The organism is Neolewinella aurantiaca (genome assembly GCF_008014675.1).
GTDB classification, from domain to species: Bacteria; Bacteroidota; Bacteroidia; order Chitinophagales; family Saprospiraceae; genus Neolewinella; species Neolewinella aurantiaca.
In genome coordinates, this window is sequence record NZ_VOXD01000020.1 from 58,364 (window position 1) to 75,800 (window position 17,437).

Below are 17,437 nucleotides of genomic sequence, written 5' to 3' on the forward strand. Positions count from 1 at the left end.
AAAGCATCGATTATGAGCAAGCCAACATTAGTAATTCTCGCAGCCGGAATGGGCTCCCGCTACGGCGGTCTGAAGCAGATTGACGGCGTAGGCCCCAGCGAGGAGGGTATCATCGAGTACTCCATTTACGACGCCATCCGTGCCGGTTTCGGTAAGGTCGTTTTCGTGATCCGCAAGGACATCGAAGCACCCTTCCGCGAAAAATTCGATGGCAAGTTCGGCGATCAGATCGAAGTTGCTTACGCCTTCCAGGGAATGGACAGCTACGTTCCTTCCGACGTGGACCACACCAAGCGCGAAAAACCATGGGGAACCACCCACGCCATGCTGGTCGCAAAAGACGTTTGCGACGAACCTTTCGCGGTAATCAACGCCGATGACTACTACGGTGTGAAGGGCTTCCAGAAAATGGCTGCTTTCCTCAACGAAGAGGCTGCCCCTGACCTGTTCTCTATGTGTGGCTACGTACTGCACCGTACCCTCTCCGACCACGGAACCGTTAACCGTGGCGTAGCGGTAGTAACGGAAGACCACATGCTCAAGGACGTAAACGAGCGCCTCAAGATTGAGCGCGGTGACGACGGTAAAGTGACTTACCTCGGCGACGACGACGGCCTGCGCCACGGCCTGGAGGACAACGACGTCGTCTCCATGAACTTCTGGGGTTTCCACCCCTCCATCTTCGCAACCATCGAGGCTGGCTTCGCTGAATTTGCCCGCGAAAATACCGGTAACCCACGCGCAGAGTACCTCATCCCTGAACTCGTCGATGGTATGATCAAAGACGGTTCCGCTAAAGTAAAGGTCCTCGTCACCGACGACAAGTGGTACGGAGTAACTTATCAGGAAGATAAGCCCCGCGTACAGGAGGCTTTCTCTAAACTGGTCGCCGATGATGTTTACCCCAGCCCGCTGTTTTCGTAAGTAAACAGTACATACAAAACACAAAGTGAATCCTCTTGAATGAGGGCAATCCACTTTCGCCGGAGCGCAGAATACAGAAGTCAGTTGCAGTTGAATATTGTACTGAAGGCTGGGTTCTGCGCTCTTTTTGTTTCCCGGGCGCGGCCGCAGGTGCAAAGGACCGGTTGAAGGAATAACGGGGATGTCACTCAGTGGCTTTTTCTGCCGAAGCAGGGTTGAAGCTGGTCAGTCTGCTTCCGCCTGAACATCTCGTTATGCGAACATAGTTTTATCCCGGGCGCACTTGAATGATTCGTCGCCTATCTTTGTGCCCGAAACCATCCCAAACCAAATGGCAACAAAAAAGACGAACAACGCCCGCCTCGTTCCCTTCATCATCATGTCGTTGCTCACCCTGATTTTTCTGATCTGGGCGATGCAGCAATGCGGACAAGACGACGGGGACTACGCTATGATTGCTGAGCGCGAAGCGCGCGAAACGTATATCGATACTATGCGTCGGGCCGAACAAGAGCGCCAAATACAGGCACAGATCAACGCGGAGGCAGAGGCTCGCGCTGCTGCGCTATTGCGTGCACGCACCCAGCCTCTACCGGGAGACAGCGTCGTCCGCATGCCTGCTGCTGAAGTCGTCGTGGAAAAAGTAACCACCCTGTATTCTACCATTAACGGCCTGAACGTCCGATCAGGACCCAGCCTCAAAAACGGAAAAATTGCCCGGCTGGGTTTATACGACGAGGTTGAGTTCGCAGGCGAAGTAACTGACTCGTTGTACACCATCGACCTGGGTGAAGTCAGCCCTACCGCCCCCTGGGTAAAAGTGAAGCTTAAGGACGGCAAAGAAGGTTGGGTTTTTGGGGCAGGAGTGTCGTACTATAAATATCAGTTGAAGGGAGTTATTACCGATTAATGTTGCTGTAACTTCTAATTATAAACTCCCGGTGGGATTGCTGATTGAGCTTCCGCCCGAAAACGACCTGGTTATGCGCTTACAAAAAACAATCACCGCTGCCGACCTTGCAGCCAAATTAGGGGCCACGCTCGTTGGAGATGGCGATCTGGTTGTGTCCGGCATTAACGAAATTCACCACGTGGAAAGGGGAGACCTGACGTTTGTCGACTTCCATAAATACTACGATGTGGCCCTTGGCTCTGCGGCGTCGGTGATCCTGATTGATCAGGTGCGGCCCTGCCCTCCGGGCAAAGCACTGCTGGTGATCGATGAGCCCTTCAGGGCGTACAACGGTCTGGTGCTGGCCGAGCGGCCGGAACGACAGATAGCGGGCAATGTGGACCCCTCGGCAGTTATTGGGGTAGGGGCCTGGGTTGCCGCCGGAGCAGTTATTGGCCCCGATGTGGTCATCGGAGCAAACTGCCGGATCAACCCCAACGCCGTTATTGGCGAAGGCGTAACAATCGAAGATAACGTTGTGGTCGGGGCCGGAGCGATCATCGGGGAAGAAGCCTTTTACTTCAAAAAAACAGCAGAAGGCTTCGTCCCCTGGCGCAGCGGAGGCAGTGTGTTGCTTTGCCGCGATGTTGAAGTCGGAGCCAATTCCACCATTGCCAGAGGAGTGTCTTCTACGACTACGATCGGGAAGGGCACGAAGCTGGACGCTCAGGTTCAGATTGGCCACGACTGCCGTATTGGCGAGCATTGTATCATTGCCGCTCAGGTAGGAATTGCTGGGAACACCACGGTAGGGGACTGGTGCATCTTTCAGGGCCAGGTAGGCATCGCCCAGAACCTCACCATTGGTGATCGTACGATCATTCTGGCGAAGAGTGGTGTTTCGAAGAGCCTCGAAGGCGGGAAGGAATACTTTGGTTATCCGGCACAGGAGGCCCGGACGGCCTTCAAGGATCTGGCGGTACTCCGCAGGTTACGCAAAAAGTAATTTGGCGCAATAAAACGAAGTGCCGGGTGTGGTCGGTTCCTGCTGTCGGGAAGTTTTGCTCATTAACTTTCTTTTGCACCTGCGACCGCGCCAGATTAAGCAGCTAAACCGGGAATCTGTAAATTTCCTTTCCTGCCGACACAACTATTCCTGCGCGAAATCTTTTCATATAAGCGCAACTATCCGATTAATGTTACAATCCATCTGGGACGATGTCCGCCGCGAATTCAGCTTTGGCAATATGATCAACAGGATCATCATTGTGAACGTAGCCGTGTTTTTATTCGTCAGCATCGTCTGGATGATTTTCACCGTTGCCGCAGGCCACACGCAGAGTCCGGCGTTCGATTCTTTGATGCATTGGTTTTATGCTTCCAGCGACTGGAAGCGTGTGCTGCTCCGGCCGTGGACGATGATTACCTACATGTTCTTACACCAGGGCTTTTTTCACCTGTTGTGGAATATGCTCTACCTCTTCTGGTTCGGCCGTATTTTCGGTGACCTGTTGGGTGATCGTCGGGTGCTGCCCCTTTATCTTCTTGGCGGCTTTGCCGGCTTCCTTTTCTATTTCATCGCGTTCAACGTGGGAAGTTTCGGCGCTGGCGGCAGCTACTTGCTGGGCGCAAGCGGAGCAGTCTACTGTATCCTGACGGCAACCGCCATCTTCGCTCCCGACTACAATATCCGGCTGTTCATCATCGGGAATGTCCGGCTGAAGTACATCGTGTTTTTCGCGATAATGATGCAGCTTATCGGCCTTGGCAGTCTGGACAATATTGGTGGCACCTTCGCTCACATAGGGGGGATAATTATGGGTATTTTGTTCGCCTTTTACCTGCGCAGGGGAACCGACCTTACCGAGCCTGTCCAGAACTTGTTGGCCTGGATCCAGAAAAAGTGGGCCAATCTGCTGGCACCAAGCAAAGAGCACAAACAGCCCGGGCCCCGCGCTGCGTACCGCAGCGGCCGCTCGGTAAAGGAAACCGCCGGGCCCAAGAAGCGCCCGTCGTTTATGCGCAAAGCAGGCGAAACCGCCCCGCGTGCCAAGCCGGCATCTAACACCTCTGCCCGCTCACAAATGACCCATCAGGAAGAACTCGATGCTATCCTGGACAAGATCAAGGAGCGGGGCTACAACAGCCTTACGAAAGAAGAGAAAGATTTCCTTTTTCGTGCCTCTAATCAGAAGTAAACCATTTTGGTCCGTAAGCTAATATCCCTTCTGGGTAACCTTCTGGCCGCCGTCACCGGAGCCGGATTGCTGGCCCGCTTCCTTCCTCCCGATTTCTGGTGGCCACCCTCCATCATCGCTTTGCTACTGCCGGGGCTTTTGCTCCTTACTCTACTCTTCGTGGTGTGGTGCTTCTACCGCAAGTGGCGCAAGGCACTCATCTTCCCGGTCTTGGTTCTGGTCGCAGCTTTGCCACTTGCCACGCGCCTTTTCTCTTTTGGTGCAGGAGGAAACAGCGGTGCTCGGGGAGATACGGTTACGCTGATTACAACGAACGTAAGGGCATTTAAGAACGACATTTGGGAGTCGGTGAGCGAAGAGTTGTCCTTCAGGTTTATCAACCAACGCAAACCGGACGTATTGTTGCTTCAGGAAACCAGAAACGATGGTTCCGATACTCCGTATTTTACGGAAATAAAGGAAGCTTCCGGACTGGCAAAAAGGCACCAGCCAACCCGTAGAACGGTAGCCACTTACGCCGACGAGCTTGACTTTGTGGCCGACAAATTTTCCGGCGCCGGTGGGTACAACGGCTTTCTGGTAACGGATGTGAAAACCAAACTGGGGACCATCCGGGTAATCAATGCCCATCTTCAATCCAACCGCATCACCAAAATGGCAGGCGAAGTAGGGACTGACGGCGACATGAAGAACGAAATAGACCGGGCGGAATCTATGTTGCGCAGCTACGGTGCTGCTGCTGCCATCCGGGCCAACCAGGCGGAGGAGATCCGGCGATACGTCCGTGAAAGCCCGCATCCGGTCATCATTGGCGGAGACTTCAACGATGTACCTTCTTCCTATACCTATCAACGGATTCTTACGCCACGGTTGCGCGATGCATGGGTAGAGAAGGGATTCGGGATGGGAACCACTTTTACCGGCCCGCTACCGGGTTTGCGGATCGATTTTCTACTGGTCGATACCAGTCTCAATCTGGTGGAAATGGAACGGTTCGATACCGGTTTCTCTGATCACCGCGGCCTCTCCGTAGAGGTGCAAAAAAGAAGGGAGTAAAGGTTGTGAAACCCTTACTCCCTTATTCACCGTTTTAGTTGTTCTTTAAACGTGCAGTGCTCGGTTACCGGTAGCTGCCAGCGCCGCCTCCTTGAAGGCTTCGGTGTAGGTTGGGTGAGCGTGGCTCATCCGGGAAGCATCTTCGGCAGACGCGCGGAACTCCATTAGAGCTACGGCTTCGGCGATCATATCGGCCGTGCGCGGGCCAACCATGTGCACGCCCAGAATTTCATCGGTTTCGGCGTCGGCAAGGACTTTAACCATACCTTCCAGATCCATGCTCGCGCGGGCGCGACCGAGGGCTTTGAAGGGGAATTTACCGGATTTGTACTTCACGCCGGCGGCTTTGAGCTCTTCCTCCGTTTTGCCGACAGCGGCAACTTCCGGCCAGGTGTAAACGACGCCGGGGATAAGGTTGTAATCTACGTGCGGCTTTTCTCCGACGATGGTTTCGGCTACAAATACACCTTCTTCTTCGGCTTTGTGCGCAAGCATAGCGCCAACAATCACATCTCCGATAGCGTAGATGTGCGGCTGAGCGGTGCGGAGGTGCTTGTCTACTACAATACGCCCACGGTCGTCAACCGGAACACCGGCAGCTTCGAGGCCGAGGTTGTCGGTATAAGGGCGGCGGCCGATAGCGATGAGGCAGTAATCAGCGTCGATTACAAATGGTTCGTCGCCCTCCTTAGCGTCCCGTTTTTCAACGGTCACTTTGGCTTTGGTCTTGGTCCCTTTAACATCGACCACCTTGTGTTTGAGGTGGAAGGTCATGCCTGTTTTCTTGAGCGCACGCATGAGTTCCTTAGAGCAATCCTTGTCCATGGTAGGGAGGATGCGATCCTGGAATTCTACTACGTCTACCTGGGTACCCAGGCGTGCGTACACGCTGCCAAGCTCGAGGCCGATTACACCGCCACCAACGATCACCATGCGCTTAGGAACTTTGGTGATGTTGAGTGCTTCTGTACTGGTGATTACCCGGTTTTTATCGTAGTTCATCATCGCCGGGGTGATCGGCTTGGAACCGGTGGCGATGATGAAGTTTTTGCCGGTAATGGTTTTGTCTTCGCCCCCATCAGATGCGGCGATATGAAGCTCGGTTGGGCTGGTAAAAGTGCCATGGCCGTAATGAACATCTACCTTGTTCTTGTTCATCAGGAACTGAACGCCTTTAACGGTCTGATCGACGACGTCGTCTTTCCGCTTAATCATCTGCGGCATATCGATGCCGAGGCTGCTCACCTTGATGCCGTGCTCCGAAAATTTATGGGCAGCGGCGTGGTAATGCTCTGAGCTGTCAAGCAGTGCTTTCGAGGGGATACAACCTACATTGAGGCAGGTGCCACCAAGGCGGTTGTTGTATTTTTCGACAATAGCAGTTTTCAGGCCGAGCTGAGCGGCACGGATAGCGGCAACGTAGCCGCCGGGGCCGGAACCGATAATAATGAGATCGTAAGACATAGCTGTTCTAAATTAGTCAGATTGGTAACGTTTCAGGTCCCGTAAGGTTATGGGGCGCAGACGCAGGTGCAAAGGTAGGATTTGAATCAAAACGGACCAGCAAAGTCCGCCGCTTTCAGGCCCGGAGGAAGATGTTTTTCCTCGCAGTGGAGGGCCTAATCCGTCTTTGGTGGCCCACCGCCCGTTTTTTTCCGGCGGGGAGTGCGCTTTTTGCGGGATGCTCCGCTGCCAGACTTATTCCCCTCTCCGCTTGCTCTGGGAGCAGAGGCTTTGGGTGAAGAAGGTTTTGCTGAAGAAGATTGTTCTCCACCCTTAGCGTTCGATGATCCCGAAGCATTGCTCTTTCCCTGCTTGTTGCGGTTGTTGGAGCGCGTTTTACGGCGCTTACTGTTGCGTGAGCCTTCTTTTTTCTCTCCGCCTCCATCGGGTTTTCCGGACGGTGCCGGTTTTTCACTTCCCGTTTTCGCTTCGCCTCCGGCGGGTTTACGCCGGGAGTTAGAGGACCGTTTGCTTTGAGTTCCTGATTTTTTCCGCCGTCTCTTCCGCTTCTCCAGCGGCTTGAGGTCTATGGCTCCGGTTACATCTTCGTACTCAAACACTTCGACCTTGCTCTCCACCACGAGCTGATGGCTGTGGAGGTCGGCGGGCAGGTCTCCTGCCCGGTTAATGGCGATTAGTTCGTGTACCTTGGCTACGGGGATAGGGTAGAGTTGGCCCCGGTTCTCTTTGTAGGTATAGAACATGATACCCTTGAAGATGTCGGTCTTGATCAGGATGGCGAGGCCGGCAGCGGTTTTGATTTTGTCGGCTTTCTTGGGGAAAGCCTCGAGCGCCTCCATGTAGGTGTCCAGCTCATAGTTGAGGCAACACTTCAGGCGACCGCACTGTCCGGAAAGCTTCTGCTGGTTGATCGCGATGTTCTGGTAGCGGGCGGCGGCGGTGTTTACGGCCGAGAAGTCACTCAGCCAGGTGGAGCAACAAAGCTCCCGGCCGCAACTGCCGATACCTCCCAAACGGGCGGTCTCCTGCCGCGGTCCAATCTGCCTCATCTCGATCTTCACCCGAAACTGATGGCTGAACTGGCGGACAAGCTCCCGAAAATCTACCCGCTCGTCGGCGGTGTAGTAAATGGTTGCTTTGCGGCCATCTCCCTGGTACTCGACGTCGGAGATCTTCATCTTCACGTGGTTCTGGCGGGCGATAGCGCGGGCCTTAACCAGGGTTGACTTTTCGAGCTCACGGCACTCGGCTACCTTTTCCATATCCCGCAGGTTGGCCCGGCGGATAATCGATCGGGTTACTTTAGTTTCGGGAACCTTCTTCTTTTTCATCTGAAGGCGAACGAGCTCTCCACTCAGGGTGATCCGGCCGACGTTGAAACCATTGTCGGTTTCTACGGCTACGTTGTCTCCGGTGAACACCTCCAGGTCGGCGGCGGCGTGGTAAAAGTCTTGTGACGCTCCATCTTTAAAGGATACTTCAACGATGTTGTTGGCGTAAGGATCGTCGATGCCGAGGTCGGCCAGCCAGTCGTAAGAGCTGCGTTTATTGCACGAGCTGGTTCCGCAGGAGCCCTTACTGCCACACCCCTTCGGGGTTCCGTCCTCGTTTGTTCCTGTTCCGCATGATTTGCAGGCCATTTCTTAGAGTATTTAGCGTTCAGTGTTCGGCCTTCAGTGCTGCACCTAAATGTGAGCGTTGAGGGCCGAAGGCTGAACTATGACGCCGTCCGAGCGCTGGGCTGTGGTTGGCGGAGTATTTGGTGAATACGGATGCCCGCATCGAGGAACAGAATCTTAGGATTCGCATTTCGCTCAACGTACTCGGTGCATTCGCTTATGATGTTGGTAATATCTGCTAACTGATCATGGTTAATGATCGGCAGCATTTTGCGAGCGCTCTTCAGCTCGTTTTCGGGCAGGCGAACGTTGCCGTCCGCATTGTCCGTTACGCTGAGCAGGAGGAATTCCCGCCAGAAGTGAAGAGCGTAGCGCAGGAAGTGTTTTTGATTTTCGCGACCAATCTTGGAGAACTCGTCGGTCCAGGAGGTCAGTTCGGCAGCGCTGCCTTTAAAGCAGGCACGCATCCAGGTGAGGAAGCGGGGGCCGTGGTCCATCGCTTCGTTGTCGGCCAGTGCGCCGGCCAGGTTGTAGTTGCCGTCGGCCAGCCGCGCAGCGGCTGTTGCTGCAGCCATTGGCATCCCCTGGGCTTTAAGGCCCTCGGTCATTTCAGCGGCAGTGGGTGGGCCCAGCTTGGTGAGCTGACAGCGGCTCAGGATGGTGTTCAGGATGAGCTCCAGCCGTTCGGAGACGAGCAGAAAGATGGTTCGTTCCGGAGGCTCTTCGATCATCTTGAGGAGTCGGTTACCCTCGTTACCCAGGTATTCTGGCAGCCAGATCAGCATGATCTTGTAGTTGCCCTCAAAAATTTTGAGGTTCAGCTTTTTGATGATGTTGGCGCAGGAGTCTCGGGTGATATTACCTTGCTTGTTTTCAGCGCCAATTCGTTGCAGCCAGTCGTTGGCTTCCAGGTAAGGGACCTCGGCCAGTGCTTGTCTCCATTGGGGCAAAAACGGGTCGGAGGTAACTTTGGAACCAACGGTAGGAAAAGCGAAATGCAGATCGGGGTGGACGTACTTTTCGGTTTTACGACAGGCCCGACAACTACCACAGGGTGTGTCTTTTGCTTCACCTTGTCGGTTTTCGCAGAGCAGCAGGGTGGCAACGGCCAGGGCTGCGGGCAAGCCTCCGCCGCCCGGAGGAGCCAGGATGATGTTGGCGTGGGGAAGACGATCGGCTGCGGCCATTTGCCGCAACTGTGCCAAGCCCGGCGGATGATGAATAAGTTGATTAAAACGCATTATCTGGTACCTGATGCTACTGCATTAAACAGAACCTCAGACCCGCACATAACTCTCTGGAACCGGTAGGTAACGGTGTTTCGATATCCAGCCGGAGGTGGAAAGAAACAACGCGAAACACTGCTCTTTTTCATCCTTTTATTGCATCCTGCGGCCGCGCATAGTGAAGAGGGCAGGAGTAAAGGTTTGATCTTCAGGTGTTTGCTAGGTACCTGTAAGAGCTATTTTTATATGTAGAACTCCCGAAGGAGGGCTAGATTAATTGATTGGCCCGAAGGCCACTACCGGAACCGGCCGCTGCGCATGCCTGATTTCCTGAGGAGTACAACGCGGATTGCTAGGCCCGGCGTATACTCCGTTGGCCAAAGGTAACAAGAAAATATGAGCTTGCTCAGCGTTCCGTAACTTGCCGCCGATGACCGAACTCTACGACCAGATTTTAGCCTCCGGCCCCCTGGATTGGCTGGCCCTGATTGCCTCTCTTGCTTACGTATGGCTGGCGGCCCGCGACAACAATTGGTGCTGGCTTTTTGCTGCCATCAGTACCTCCGTTTGGGCCTGGCAGTCGTTTGTGGTGTATCAGCTGATTTCCGATGGCTTTTTGCAGTTGTTCTATCTCGTCATGGCGGGGGTGGGAATATGGCGCTGGCGCAGGTCCAAAGTCGGGTTGAAGGAGCAAGGGACGTTGCGGAAAGACTTGCTCGACGACGAAGTGATCAAAAAGCCCCTTACCGCCATCGTAAGAATGACTGCTGCCGAACATGTGTACACAATCCTCTTCGGCCTCATCGGTGGCGGAGCCATGTACCTGTTTGTGAGCGGGGTATTCACTTCCGCAGCAACTCTGCCCGATGCACTGACGACCGCCTTTAGTATCGCCACCACTTTCCTGCTCGTGTGGCGCCGGGTGGAGAACTGGCTTTATTGGTTGGTGATCGATGCGGTCTATGTTTGGATCTACCTCAACACCGGCGCTGTCCTTTTCGCATTAATGATGGTAATAAATATCGGAATGGCCCTGTACGGGTACATTCACTGGCGGCAGGAAATGCGGTCAGCGAACACGGCTTAAGTCTGCGGGGTTGCATTTGTAACTATTTAACATGCAGGTAACTCAAAATTCAAAGCTCTACTCCGTCGTCCTCCGTCTGGCACTTCTCATCTTTCTGGTTGTAGTACTCTACTACGGCAAAAATCTGTTATTACCGCTGGTCGTTGCCGCGTTGTTGGCAATGCTCCTTAACCCCGTTCAGGAAAAACTGAAGAGCTGGGGAGCAAACAACGGAGTTTCGATTGCCGGCGCAATGCTGGTGCTGGTGCTTTTCTTTGGCGGGATATTCGCAGCCATTGGCCAGCAGGCAGTATCCTTCGGGGAGAACTGGCCGGAAACCCAGGAAAAACTCTCCACCAAGCTGAACGACATGAGGACAGAATACGGCTTGCAGGGCATCATTCCCAAAATGAGCAGCAGCAAGTCTGGCGAATCCGGTAGTGGAGAACTGATCGAGAAAATTCCGGTTTCCGGAGATAACGTAATGTCTTTTCTTTCGGGGAGCTTCGGCGTACTGGGAGATTTCCTGTTGATGCTGATCTACGTTATTTTGCTGCTCTCGCAAAAAGACAGGTTACGGGAGTTCGTCCTTCGGGTGAGCCCGGATGAAAAACGCGGGGTCACGCACAGGACCCTGAACGAAAGCAGAGACGTAGTGCAAAAGTACCTGCGGGGGTACGTGATTCTTATCGGAATTCTTTCTACCCTCTATTCGATCGGCTTCTTGATTGTGGGTATGGATTATGCCGTGCTGATTGCACTGCTCGTAGCCGTTATGGCTCTCATCCCGTACATCGGTAATATTATTGGCGGCACTTTTGCCGTTGCCCTGGCTTTTTCCAGCGGCGGGGATATGTCGGCCGTATGGGGCGTGATTATAACCATCAGCGCGGCGCAACTGCTCGAGAGTTACGTTCTGACTCCGATGATCGTCGGCGACGAGGTCAGCCTCAACCCGCTGGCCACAATAATCTGTGTGGTGGGGATGAGCATCCTCTGGGGACCGGTAGGGGCGATCATTGCAATTCCGCTCTTTGCCATCCTCCGTATCATCTTCAGCCACATCCCCGCACTGCACGATTACGCCTATCTCATCGGGCAGGAATAAACCGCTGAAAGCTGCTGTTTAGTTGGCAGAATAAAAAGGCCTCGTACAACATGGACAGGGATTACCAGCCACATTCTACCCACCAGATACTATCTTGCGGCTTCACACAAGTAAGCAACCATGGATATTCTTTACACTGCCCTTAAACATGCTCACTCCGGTCTTCGCTGGGTGGTGCTGATTCTGCTCGTTGCAGCTATTGTCAATGCTTTCGGTAAGCGAAGCGGAGGCACTGTTTATCCTGCTAAAAACAAGCTGGGGTTATTTGCACTTATCTCCGTCCACGTACAGTTGCTGCTCGGCCTGGTACTTTACCTTTTCCTGAGTCCGCTGGCCAATTTTGAGGGAGACATCATGGGTAATGCCGTTACCCGCTTCTATACAGTAGAGCACCTCGTGGGGATGGTCATCGGTATCGTCCTCGTCACCATGGGTTACTCTAAGGCTAAGCGTCAGGCGGGCATCAATAAGGGCTGGAAAACGATTGGCGTTTTCTATCTGATCGGCCTGATCGTAATTCTGGCTTCTATCCCCTGGCCGTTCCGCAACCTGGGAGCAGGTTGGTTCTAGGAATTAGGAAACTAGGAATTAGGAAACTAGAAACTAGGAAACTAGGAACTAGTTCCTAGTTTCTAGTTTCCTAATTCCTAGTTCCTACCCCCTAGTTCTACCCTCCATGGAGGAATACGACGACATAACTGCCCACCACTACGCCGCTTATCGTCCGCCGCTGCATTCTGTTATCCTGAAGCAACTGCTCGGAACCAACCGTTATGACGGGGCCGGGCTGGACGTAGGTTGCGGCACGGGCCACTCTGCCGTCGCCCTCTCAGGATTCTGTAGCTCCGTTCTTGCGCTCGAACCTTCAGCGTTTATGCTGAACGTTGCACCAGAGCATCCCTCGGTAAGTTACCGCAGGCAAACCATGGCGGAATGGGCAAATGAGGCACCTGCCCAGCGGTTCGAATTACTCTCTTTTGCGGGATCACTCTTCTATCAGGACGTCAAGGAGGCCGTTAACAGTTTCCCGAAATTGCTGAAAAAAGAAGCTTCTATTCTTGTCTATGACTTCAACCTCGAGCTCAGTCAGGTTCTTGGTCTCCTGGGCTACGAGCCTCCGGTCGGAGTGTACGACCACCAACGTGGACTCGACGATCACCTGAACAACAGCCTTACGCTCAAAACGAACTGGTCCGACAAACTGACTTTTAGTGCGTCCGGAACTGAAGTTGCCCACCTTGTATGCTCGGTAAAAGAGTGGCGGGAGGCGCTGATGCCAGAGAGCTCTTTCTCCGCACTATCCGATAAACTCCGTCGCTTGCTGCCGAACGACTCCTGTGAGTTGTCGGCCCGGTGCTACGGTAGGCGGTACGAATTCAGAGGAGCGTTGTAGCCGGCCGCGGCAGGTGAAAAACCATACTCATTGCTCGTGGGGAACTACTCTTTGGCTACAAACCCGAACCTGGCCCCCTCGGGGTCCACGATCAAAAAGCAAAGCGATTCGCTGTTCTTTTTATAAACTTCCCGGAAAGGGTCAATCTTCTCCGGCGGGATGATCGTTTTAGCGACCAGCTCTTCCAGAGTGGTGATGTTCAGTTGCCAGACGGTCCCACGATTGGTACCGATCTCAGTCACAAAAATCCCGGGAACCTGCTCGTTTGCCGTTCCGTTGAAAGCGAAGAAGATGGGGTAGTTACTTACACCTTCATCCACAACGGTTTCGGCAGCTTCGGCGAGTTGATCGCGGAAGGGCTGTACGTCGGTTTGTAACTGGACCCAGTCGTTTTTTAGTTCTGCCATTTTTTGTTGTCGGTTATCAGTTAGTTGCAAGGGCTTTGGCCGGTTACAGCCGGGGTCCTTCTTTCGGGCAAATTTTAAGGCGCTAAACGGACCCGCGTCCAGGTTCCATCTTCGTTCCGATCGTATACGAGCCGGTCGTGGAGGCGGCTGCGACGACCCTGCCAGAATTCGATGAGCGAAGGTACGATCACATAACCGCCCCAGTGTTCGGGGCGTGGCAGTTTTTCCTCATCGGCGTACTTGTCTTCTATTTTCTGTTGAGCTGCTTCCAGCACCTCCCGACCGGGGATGACCTCACTCTGGTTGCTTACCCACGCGCCGATCTGGCTCTTGCGCGGGCGGGACTCGAAGTAGTCAATCGAAACCTGTTCTTCAACTTTTTCCACGCGTCCTTCTATCCGGACCTGCCGTTGAAGTTTAAGCCAGTTGAACACGGCAGCGGCCTGCGGCCGCTCGGCCAGTTCATGGCCTTTGCGGCTGTTGTAGTTGGTGAAAAAGACGAAACCTTCATCGTTCATCTGCTTCAGTAGTACCACCCGTGCGGCAGGGGTGTTCTGGTCGGTAATGGTAGCCAGAACCATGGCATTGGGCTCGGGAATTTTGCTCTCCTGAGCCGTCTTGAACCATTCGTGAAACAGTTCGAAAGGATCGTGGGAAGCTTCGGATTCGAGTAGCTCGCCAGCCTGATAGTCTTCTCTTAAGTTGGTTGCGTCTATTGCCATGTCTTATTTGGTAGTGGGTAGAAAGTAGTGGGTAGGGCTCCGCTCAATGGAAGTGTTGCAGGAGATACTACATTGGGAAAACGTTGGAGGTGGCAAACCGTTCACAGAGATGTTTTCCCTTTTTCCGTCTGGTGCCACCTCTGTTGGGCAAAGATCTCAAATGAAAGAACCTGCACCGCCCAGGTGACAAAGAATTGCAAAGAAGAATCCAATGATTTGGGGAGGACGAGAGAAGCGAAGCGAGTGGTAAGTGCGGCAGCACTACCCTCTATATTCTGCCATCTACGAACAACCTACTCCACCTTAGCCGTCATCGGGTAGCGCAGGCCCTCGTAGCTTTGCAGCACAGCCTTTACGCTTCCTACACTAACGGGAGATTCGATCAGGACGGGCAGGCGGTTCTGATCATCGGAGACGTAGATTTTCATCTCGTCACCTTCTTTGAACACCTCGCCGGCGATGAGCTGAGGACTGAATTTCTGGGTATTGTACCGGCCACCGTTTCGGACCTTCAGTTTGGGCTCCGGACCAAGGTATTTGAGGGAAAGGGGATGGATTTCGCGGTCCATCAGAATTTTGATGGGGATTTCCTCTCCCTGCTTCATGTCCTTGTAGTCGAGGTTACGGGCGTAGTAGACGATCGAAATCAGGTCGTGCATACACTCGTCGAGGTCAATTTCTTGGTCTTCCAGATCATCGCGTGTACGGCCGCGCGAGCTGATGGCTTTACCGGCTGCCTGGTCAAAAGAAGTACGGTCGTAGCGGGTGTAGCCGCCTTCGTTCACGTCTTTGATGTGAATGCGTGGCAGTAGGGTTTTCTTGTCGAGGTAGCTCTCGTAATTATCGCGTACTTTATAAAACCACTCGTAGCTTTCGTAGGTCCGGCCACGGACCATGATGTGGTAAAAGTCGGGTAGTTCGTGCACCAGGAAAGTTACCTCTCCGGCAGCAAGCCACACAAAGTTCCAGTTGTAATAGAGCTTATAGACGACCTTTTCGCCGGGCATGAAAACCTCATTTTCCGTTTCGCAGATATCGGGCAACGCCATTGGCGGATGAAAATCCGGCGCGGCCGCAGGTGCAGAGAAGGGGTTTGAAGGGGCAAGGTAGGGCTCCGCAGAAAAATCAGCCGGCAGGGCGTTCGTCAGTAACAACGCCGGCAGGGCGAGCAGTAAAGTCAGGCGGGTAAGGAATTTTTTCATAAAGCTTCGTGTTTTCTGTAACGTCGGACGACTAAAAAATACCCGGGTAGGGCGGGTAGTAGAACATTGATGGCGAACAGGCTCGTGAATGCAGCCAGTGTAGCCACGGCTGCTTCGGGAGAATCGTTCCAGAGCAGCAACCCGAGTTCAGTGCGGGTGACCAGGTTTACACCCGGCGGCATCGGGATGCCCGCCTGAACGAGGTAAATGCCCGCAATACCTGCTATTCCTTTCAGTAGCGGCAGTTCTAAACCGAAGAACCAGAGCAAGAGGTATAACTGTGTACAATAAACGATAAATCGGAGGCAAGCGTACGATCCGGCACGCGCCATTAAGCCGATTTTAACTTCCCCGAGCCCTTTACTCAGCTCCTCTGTCCTCACCCTGAACCTGCTTTCGAGCCACCTGAGTACCCTCAGGAGTAGTGGCATCCCGCCCCACCAGCCGATAGCCAGGAGTAGTGGCCCGACCGGCCACAACCACGCTACGGGAAAAGGCAGGCGTTCGCGGAGCAGGGTATCGGCGGTCCACATCAGCCCCGGCCAGGCCAACAACAAAAAGGCGACCCACTGGCAAACACTGCCCAGTACACTGGAGGTAATAACGCCGGGCCATTCCGAACGGTCGGCTACCAGTAAGCGGCCGCCAATTTCACCAATTCGGTTCGGAGTTGCGGCACTCAGGCTTACCCCGGCCAGCATCGTCCGCCACGTCCGCGCGAACGGCCACGGCAGAAAAACACGCAGCAAAATATACCACTTACGTGCCTCCAGCCACCAGTTCAGGGGCATGAGTACAACCGCCAGTACCAGAAATTTCCACTGCCCTGGTCGCCCGAGCGCGGCCCGAAAGGCCGCCCAGTCCAACTCCGCACTTAACCGCCGGAATTGCCAGGCAAATGCCGCCAAAACGGCTACACTCAGCAGGCGAAGCAGCCATTTACGAAGGGTTTTATTCTTAGCTTTGGTCAAATTATTTGTTGGGGATGGTGATTTAAACTGTACTTTGTGGTTTGTTTGCCGCTCCACCGCTCAAAACTACAACATTGCCACTACCACCGAAGAAGAAAAAGGCCGAAGCCGCCCCTTACCGCATCCTCGGCGTCGATCCGGGTACGGTCGCCCTCGGCTTCGCCGTAGTGGAAATCCATCCGAAGTCGCGCCGGGTCATGGAACTCGGGGTCCTGAAACTGGGCAAAATGCCCGACCACGCCGAGCGTCTGGCTACTATTTACCGTCGCCTGACCCAGGTGATCGGTACCCACAAGGTATCCGTGATGGCCATCGAGGCGCCGTTCTTCGGCAAAAACGTGCAGTCGATGCTCAAGCTCGGCCGCGCCCAGGGCGTCTGTATGGCCGCCGCGATGGGGCAGGACGTAGCGGTGACTGAGTACTCCCCCCGCAAGATCAAGCAGTCCGTTACCGGCAACGGCAACGCCAGCAAGGAACAGGTGGCCGCTATGCTCGCCAATGAGTTCGAGCTTGATAACTCCCGCTACATGGAAGACGCCACCGACGCGCTCGGCGTCGCGATGTGCCACTACTACCAGACGCGGGGCGTGCTCGGCGGGGGCAAGAAATTCTCGGGGTGGGAAGGGTTTATTAAGGCGAATGAGAAGCGGGTGAAGAAGTGAATCCCCGGATTGGGTTGAGCGCCTCTGGCGCGATTCAATAATGTGAAAATCGCGCCAGAAGCGCTCAATCCAGCAAATAATCTACCCACACTCCTCCACTAACTTATACCGTTTAGGCGCATCCTCATCCACCAGCACCATCACGGTGTCACCAGCAACAACACCATCAGCAAAGTATTTGTAGACTTCTCCGTCGTTGAAGATCTTAATGACCGACGTTGACTTTCCCGCCACGGTGTACCCAAGCTCGACGTTGTAAATTTTGATACTCCGACCGTAATGACTGTCTTCCGATACCGTTGAGGTAACGCCCAGCACCTTTGCCTGTACTTCAATGCCATCTTCACACACGTCGGGATCACTCAGGAACTGGTAGAAGGCCAGGGCCAGAAGCCCCAGGAAGACAAACCACAGCCACGGAATACCGGCTTTCTCCTCCGGTGGGGGAGTCTTTTTTCTCTTCTTCTTTCCTTTACTCATCAGGTATTTGTTTGACTAATCTCAGGCTCAGGCTGAAGCCTGAGAAA

18 protein-coding genes are annotated in these 17,437 nt (G+C 54.0%); 10 read left to right on the top strand and 8 right to left on the bottom strand.

Features of this window, described 5'->3' with window-relative positions; translation table 11 throughout:
• The first annotated feature begins 12 nt into the window (after positions 1 to 12).
• From FUA23_RS13670 to FUA23_RS13690, 5 genes are all read left to right on the top strand, one after another.
• The gene (locus FUA23_RS13670; protein WP_147931312.1) at positions 13 to 924 is read left to right on the top strand and encodes a nucleotidyltransferase family protein; all 912 of its coding nucleotides are present in this window, start codon (positions 13 to 15) and stop codon (positions 922 to 924) included.
• Positions 925 to 1,255: 331 nt separating this feature from the next.
• Positions 1,256 to 1,834, top strand: coding sequence for an SH3 domain-containing protein (locus FUA23_RS13675; RefSeq protein ID WP_147931313.1), 579 nt, complete (start codon positions 1,256 to 1,258; stop codon positions 1,832 to 1,834).
• Positions 1,835 to 1,907: 73 nt separating this feature from the next.
• A complete protein-coding gene (locus FUA23_RS13680) occupies positions 1,908 to 2,822 on the top strand; it encodes a UDP-3-O-(3-hydroxymyristoyl)glucosamine N-acyltransferase (RefSeq protein ID WP_147931314.1) in 915 nt (304 codons plus the stop codon).
• Positions 2,823 to 3,012: 190 nt separating this feature from the next.
• Positions 3,013 to 4,014 carry a rhomboid family protein gene (locus FUA23_RS13685; RefSeq protein WP_147931315.1) on the top strand — a complete coding sequence of 334 codons (1,002 nt, stop codon included), beginning with the start codon at positions 3,013 to 3,015 and terminating at the stop codon, positions 4,012 to 4,014.
• Positions 4,015 to 4,020: 6 nt separating this feature from the next.
• Complete coding sequence (locus FUA23_RS13690) at positions 4,021 to 5,070, top strand: endonuclease/exonuclease/phosphatase family protein (protein WP_187271025.1); 1,050 nt, start codon at positions 4,021 to 4,023, stop codon at positions 5,068 to 5,070.
• Between the two features lie 45 nt (positions 5,071 to 5,115).
• Here FUA23_RS13690 and lpdA read toward each other — a convergent pair whose 3' ends face one another.
• The 3 genes from lpdA to FUA23_RS13705 all read right to left on the bottom strand — a co-directional run bounded on the left by lpdA (position 5,116) and on the right by FUA23_RS13705 (position 9,394).
• Positions 5,116 to 6,534 (bottom strand): dihydrolipoyl dehydrogenase, encoded by a 1,419-nt coding sequence (gene lpdA, locus FUA23_RS13695; RefSeq protein WP_147931317.1) that lies wholly within the window; start codon positions 6,532 to 6,534, stop codon positions 5,116 to 5,118.
• A 155-nt stretch (positions 6,535 to 6,689) separates the two neighbouring features.
• Entirely contained in the window at positions 6,690 to 8,174 is a 1,485-nt protein-coding gene (locus FUA23_RS13700; protein ID WP_147931318.1) for a PSP1 domain-containing protein, read from the bottom strand.
• Positions 8,175 to 8,251: 77 nt separating this feature from the next.
• Entirely contained in the window at positions 8,252 to 9,394 is a 1,143-nt protein-coding gene (locus FUA23_RS13705; protein ID WP_147931319.1) for a DNA polymerase III subunit, read from the bottom strand.
• 415 nt (positions 9,395 to 9,809) lie between these two features.
• Here FUA23_RS13705 and pnuC point away from each other — a divergent pair, with 415 nt between their 5' ends.
• The 4 genes from pnuC to FUA23_RS13725 all read left to right on the top strand — a co-directional run bounded on the left by pnuC (position 9,810) and on the right by FUA23_RS13725 (position 12,946).
• Positions 9,810 to 10,466 (top strand): nicotinamide riboside transporter PnuC, encoded by a 657-nt coding sequence (gene pnuC / locus FUA23_RS13710; protein ID WP_147931320.1) that lies wholly within the window; start codon positions 9,810 to 9,812, stop codon positions 10,464 to 10,466.
• Between the two features lie 31 nt (positions 10,467 to 10,497).
• Complete coding sequence (locus FUA23_RS13715) at positions 10,498 to 11,553, top strand: AI-2E family transporter (protein WP_147931321.1); 1,056 nt, start codon at positions 10,498 to 10,500, stop codon at positions 11,551 to 11,553.
• 120 nt (positions 11,554 to 11,673) lie between these two features.
• Positions 11,674 to 12,123, top strand: a complete 450-nt coding sequence (locus tag FUA23_RS22325) for a cytochrome B (RefSeq protein WP_187271027.1) — start codon at positions 11,674 to 11,676, stop codon at positions 12,121 to 12,123.
• Positions 12,124 to 12,229: 106 nt separating this feature from the next.
• Positions 12,230 to 12,946: a class I SAM-dependent methyltransferase gene (locus FUA23_RS13725; RefSeq protein ID WP_147931322.1), complete on the top strand. Its 717-nt coding sequence runs from the start codon at positions 12,230 to 12,232 to the stop codon at positions 12,944 to 12,946.
• A 44-nt stretch (positions 12,947 to 12,990) separates the two neighbouring features.
• On the opposite strand, the gene FUA23_RS13730 is transcribed toward FUA23_RS13725, so the two are convergent.
• The 4 genes from FUA23_RS13730 to FUA23_RS13745 all read right to left on the bottom strand — a co-directional run bounded on the left by FUA23_RS13730 (position 12,991) and on the right by FUA23_RS13745 (position 16,248).
• A complete protein-coding gene (locus FUA23_RS13730) occupies positions 12,991 to 13,353 on the bottom strand; it encodes a hypothetical protein (RefSeq protein WP_147931323.1) in 363 nt (120 codons plus the stop codon).
• 74 nt (positions 13,354 to 13,427) lie between these two features.
• Positions 13,428 to 14,069: a pyridoxamine 5'-phosphate oxidase gene (gene pdxH / locus FUA23_RS13735; RefSeq protein WP_147931347.1), complete on the bottom strand. Its 642-nt coding sequence runs from the start codon at positions 14,067 to 14,069 to the stop codon at positions 13,428 to 13,430.
• Between the two features lie 299 nt (positions 14,070 to 14,368).
• Positions 14,369 to 15,277, bottom strand: coding sequence for a DUF3108 domain-containing protein (locus FUA23_RS13740; RefSeq protein ID WP_147931324.1), 909 nt, complete (start codon positions 15,275 to 15,277; stop codon positions 14,369 to 14,371).
• The gene (locus FUA23_RS13745; protein WP_187271028.1) at positions 15,274 to 16,248 is read right to left on the bottom strand and encodes a lysylphosphatidylglycerol synthase domain-containing protein; all 975 of its coding nucleotides are present in this window, start codon (positions 16,246 to 16,248) and stop codon (positions 15,274 to 15,276) included. The genes FUA23_RS13740 and FUA23_RS13745 overlap by 4 nt, the downstream gene beginning before the upstream one ends.
• Before the next feature lie 74 nt (positions 16,249 to 16,322).
• Here FUA23_RS13745 and ruvC point away from each other — a divergent pair, with 74 nt between their 5' ends.
• A complete protein-coding gene (ruvC, locus tag FUA23_RS13750; protein ID WP_147931326.1) occupies positions 16,323 to 16,910 on the top strand; it encodes a crossover junction endodeoxyribonuclease RuvC in 588 nt (195 codons plus the stop codon).
• Between the two features lie 81 nt (positions 16,911 to 16,991).
• Here the strand turns inward: ruvC and FUA23_RS13755 are convergent, their stop codons facing one another.
• Positions 16,992 to 17,390 carry a hypothetical protein gene (locus FUA23_RS13755; protein WP_147931327.1) on the bottom strand — a complete coding sequence of 133 codons (399 nt, stop codon included), beginning with the start codon at positions 17,388 to 17,390 and terminating at the stop codon, positions 16,992 to 16,994.
• Positions 17,391 to 17,437: the final 47 nt, after the last annotated feature.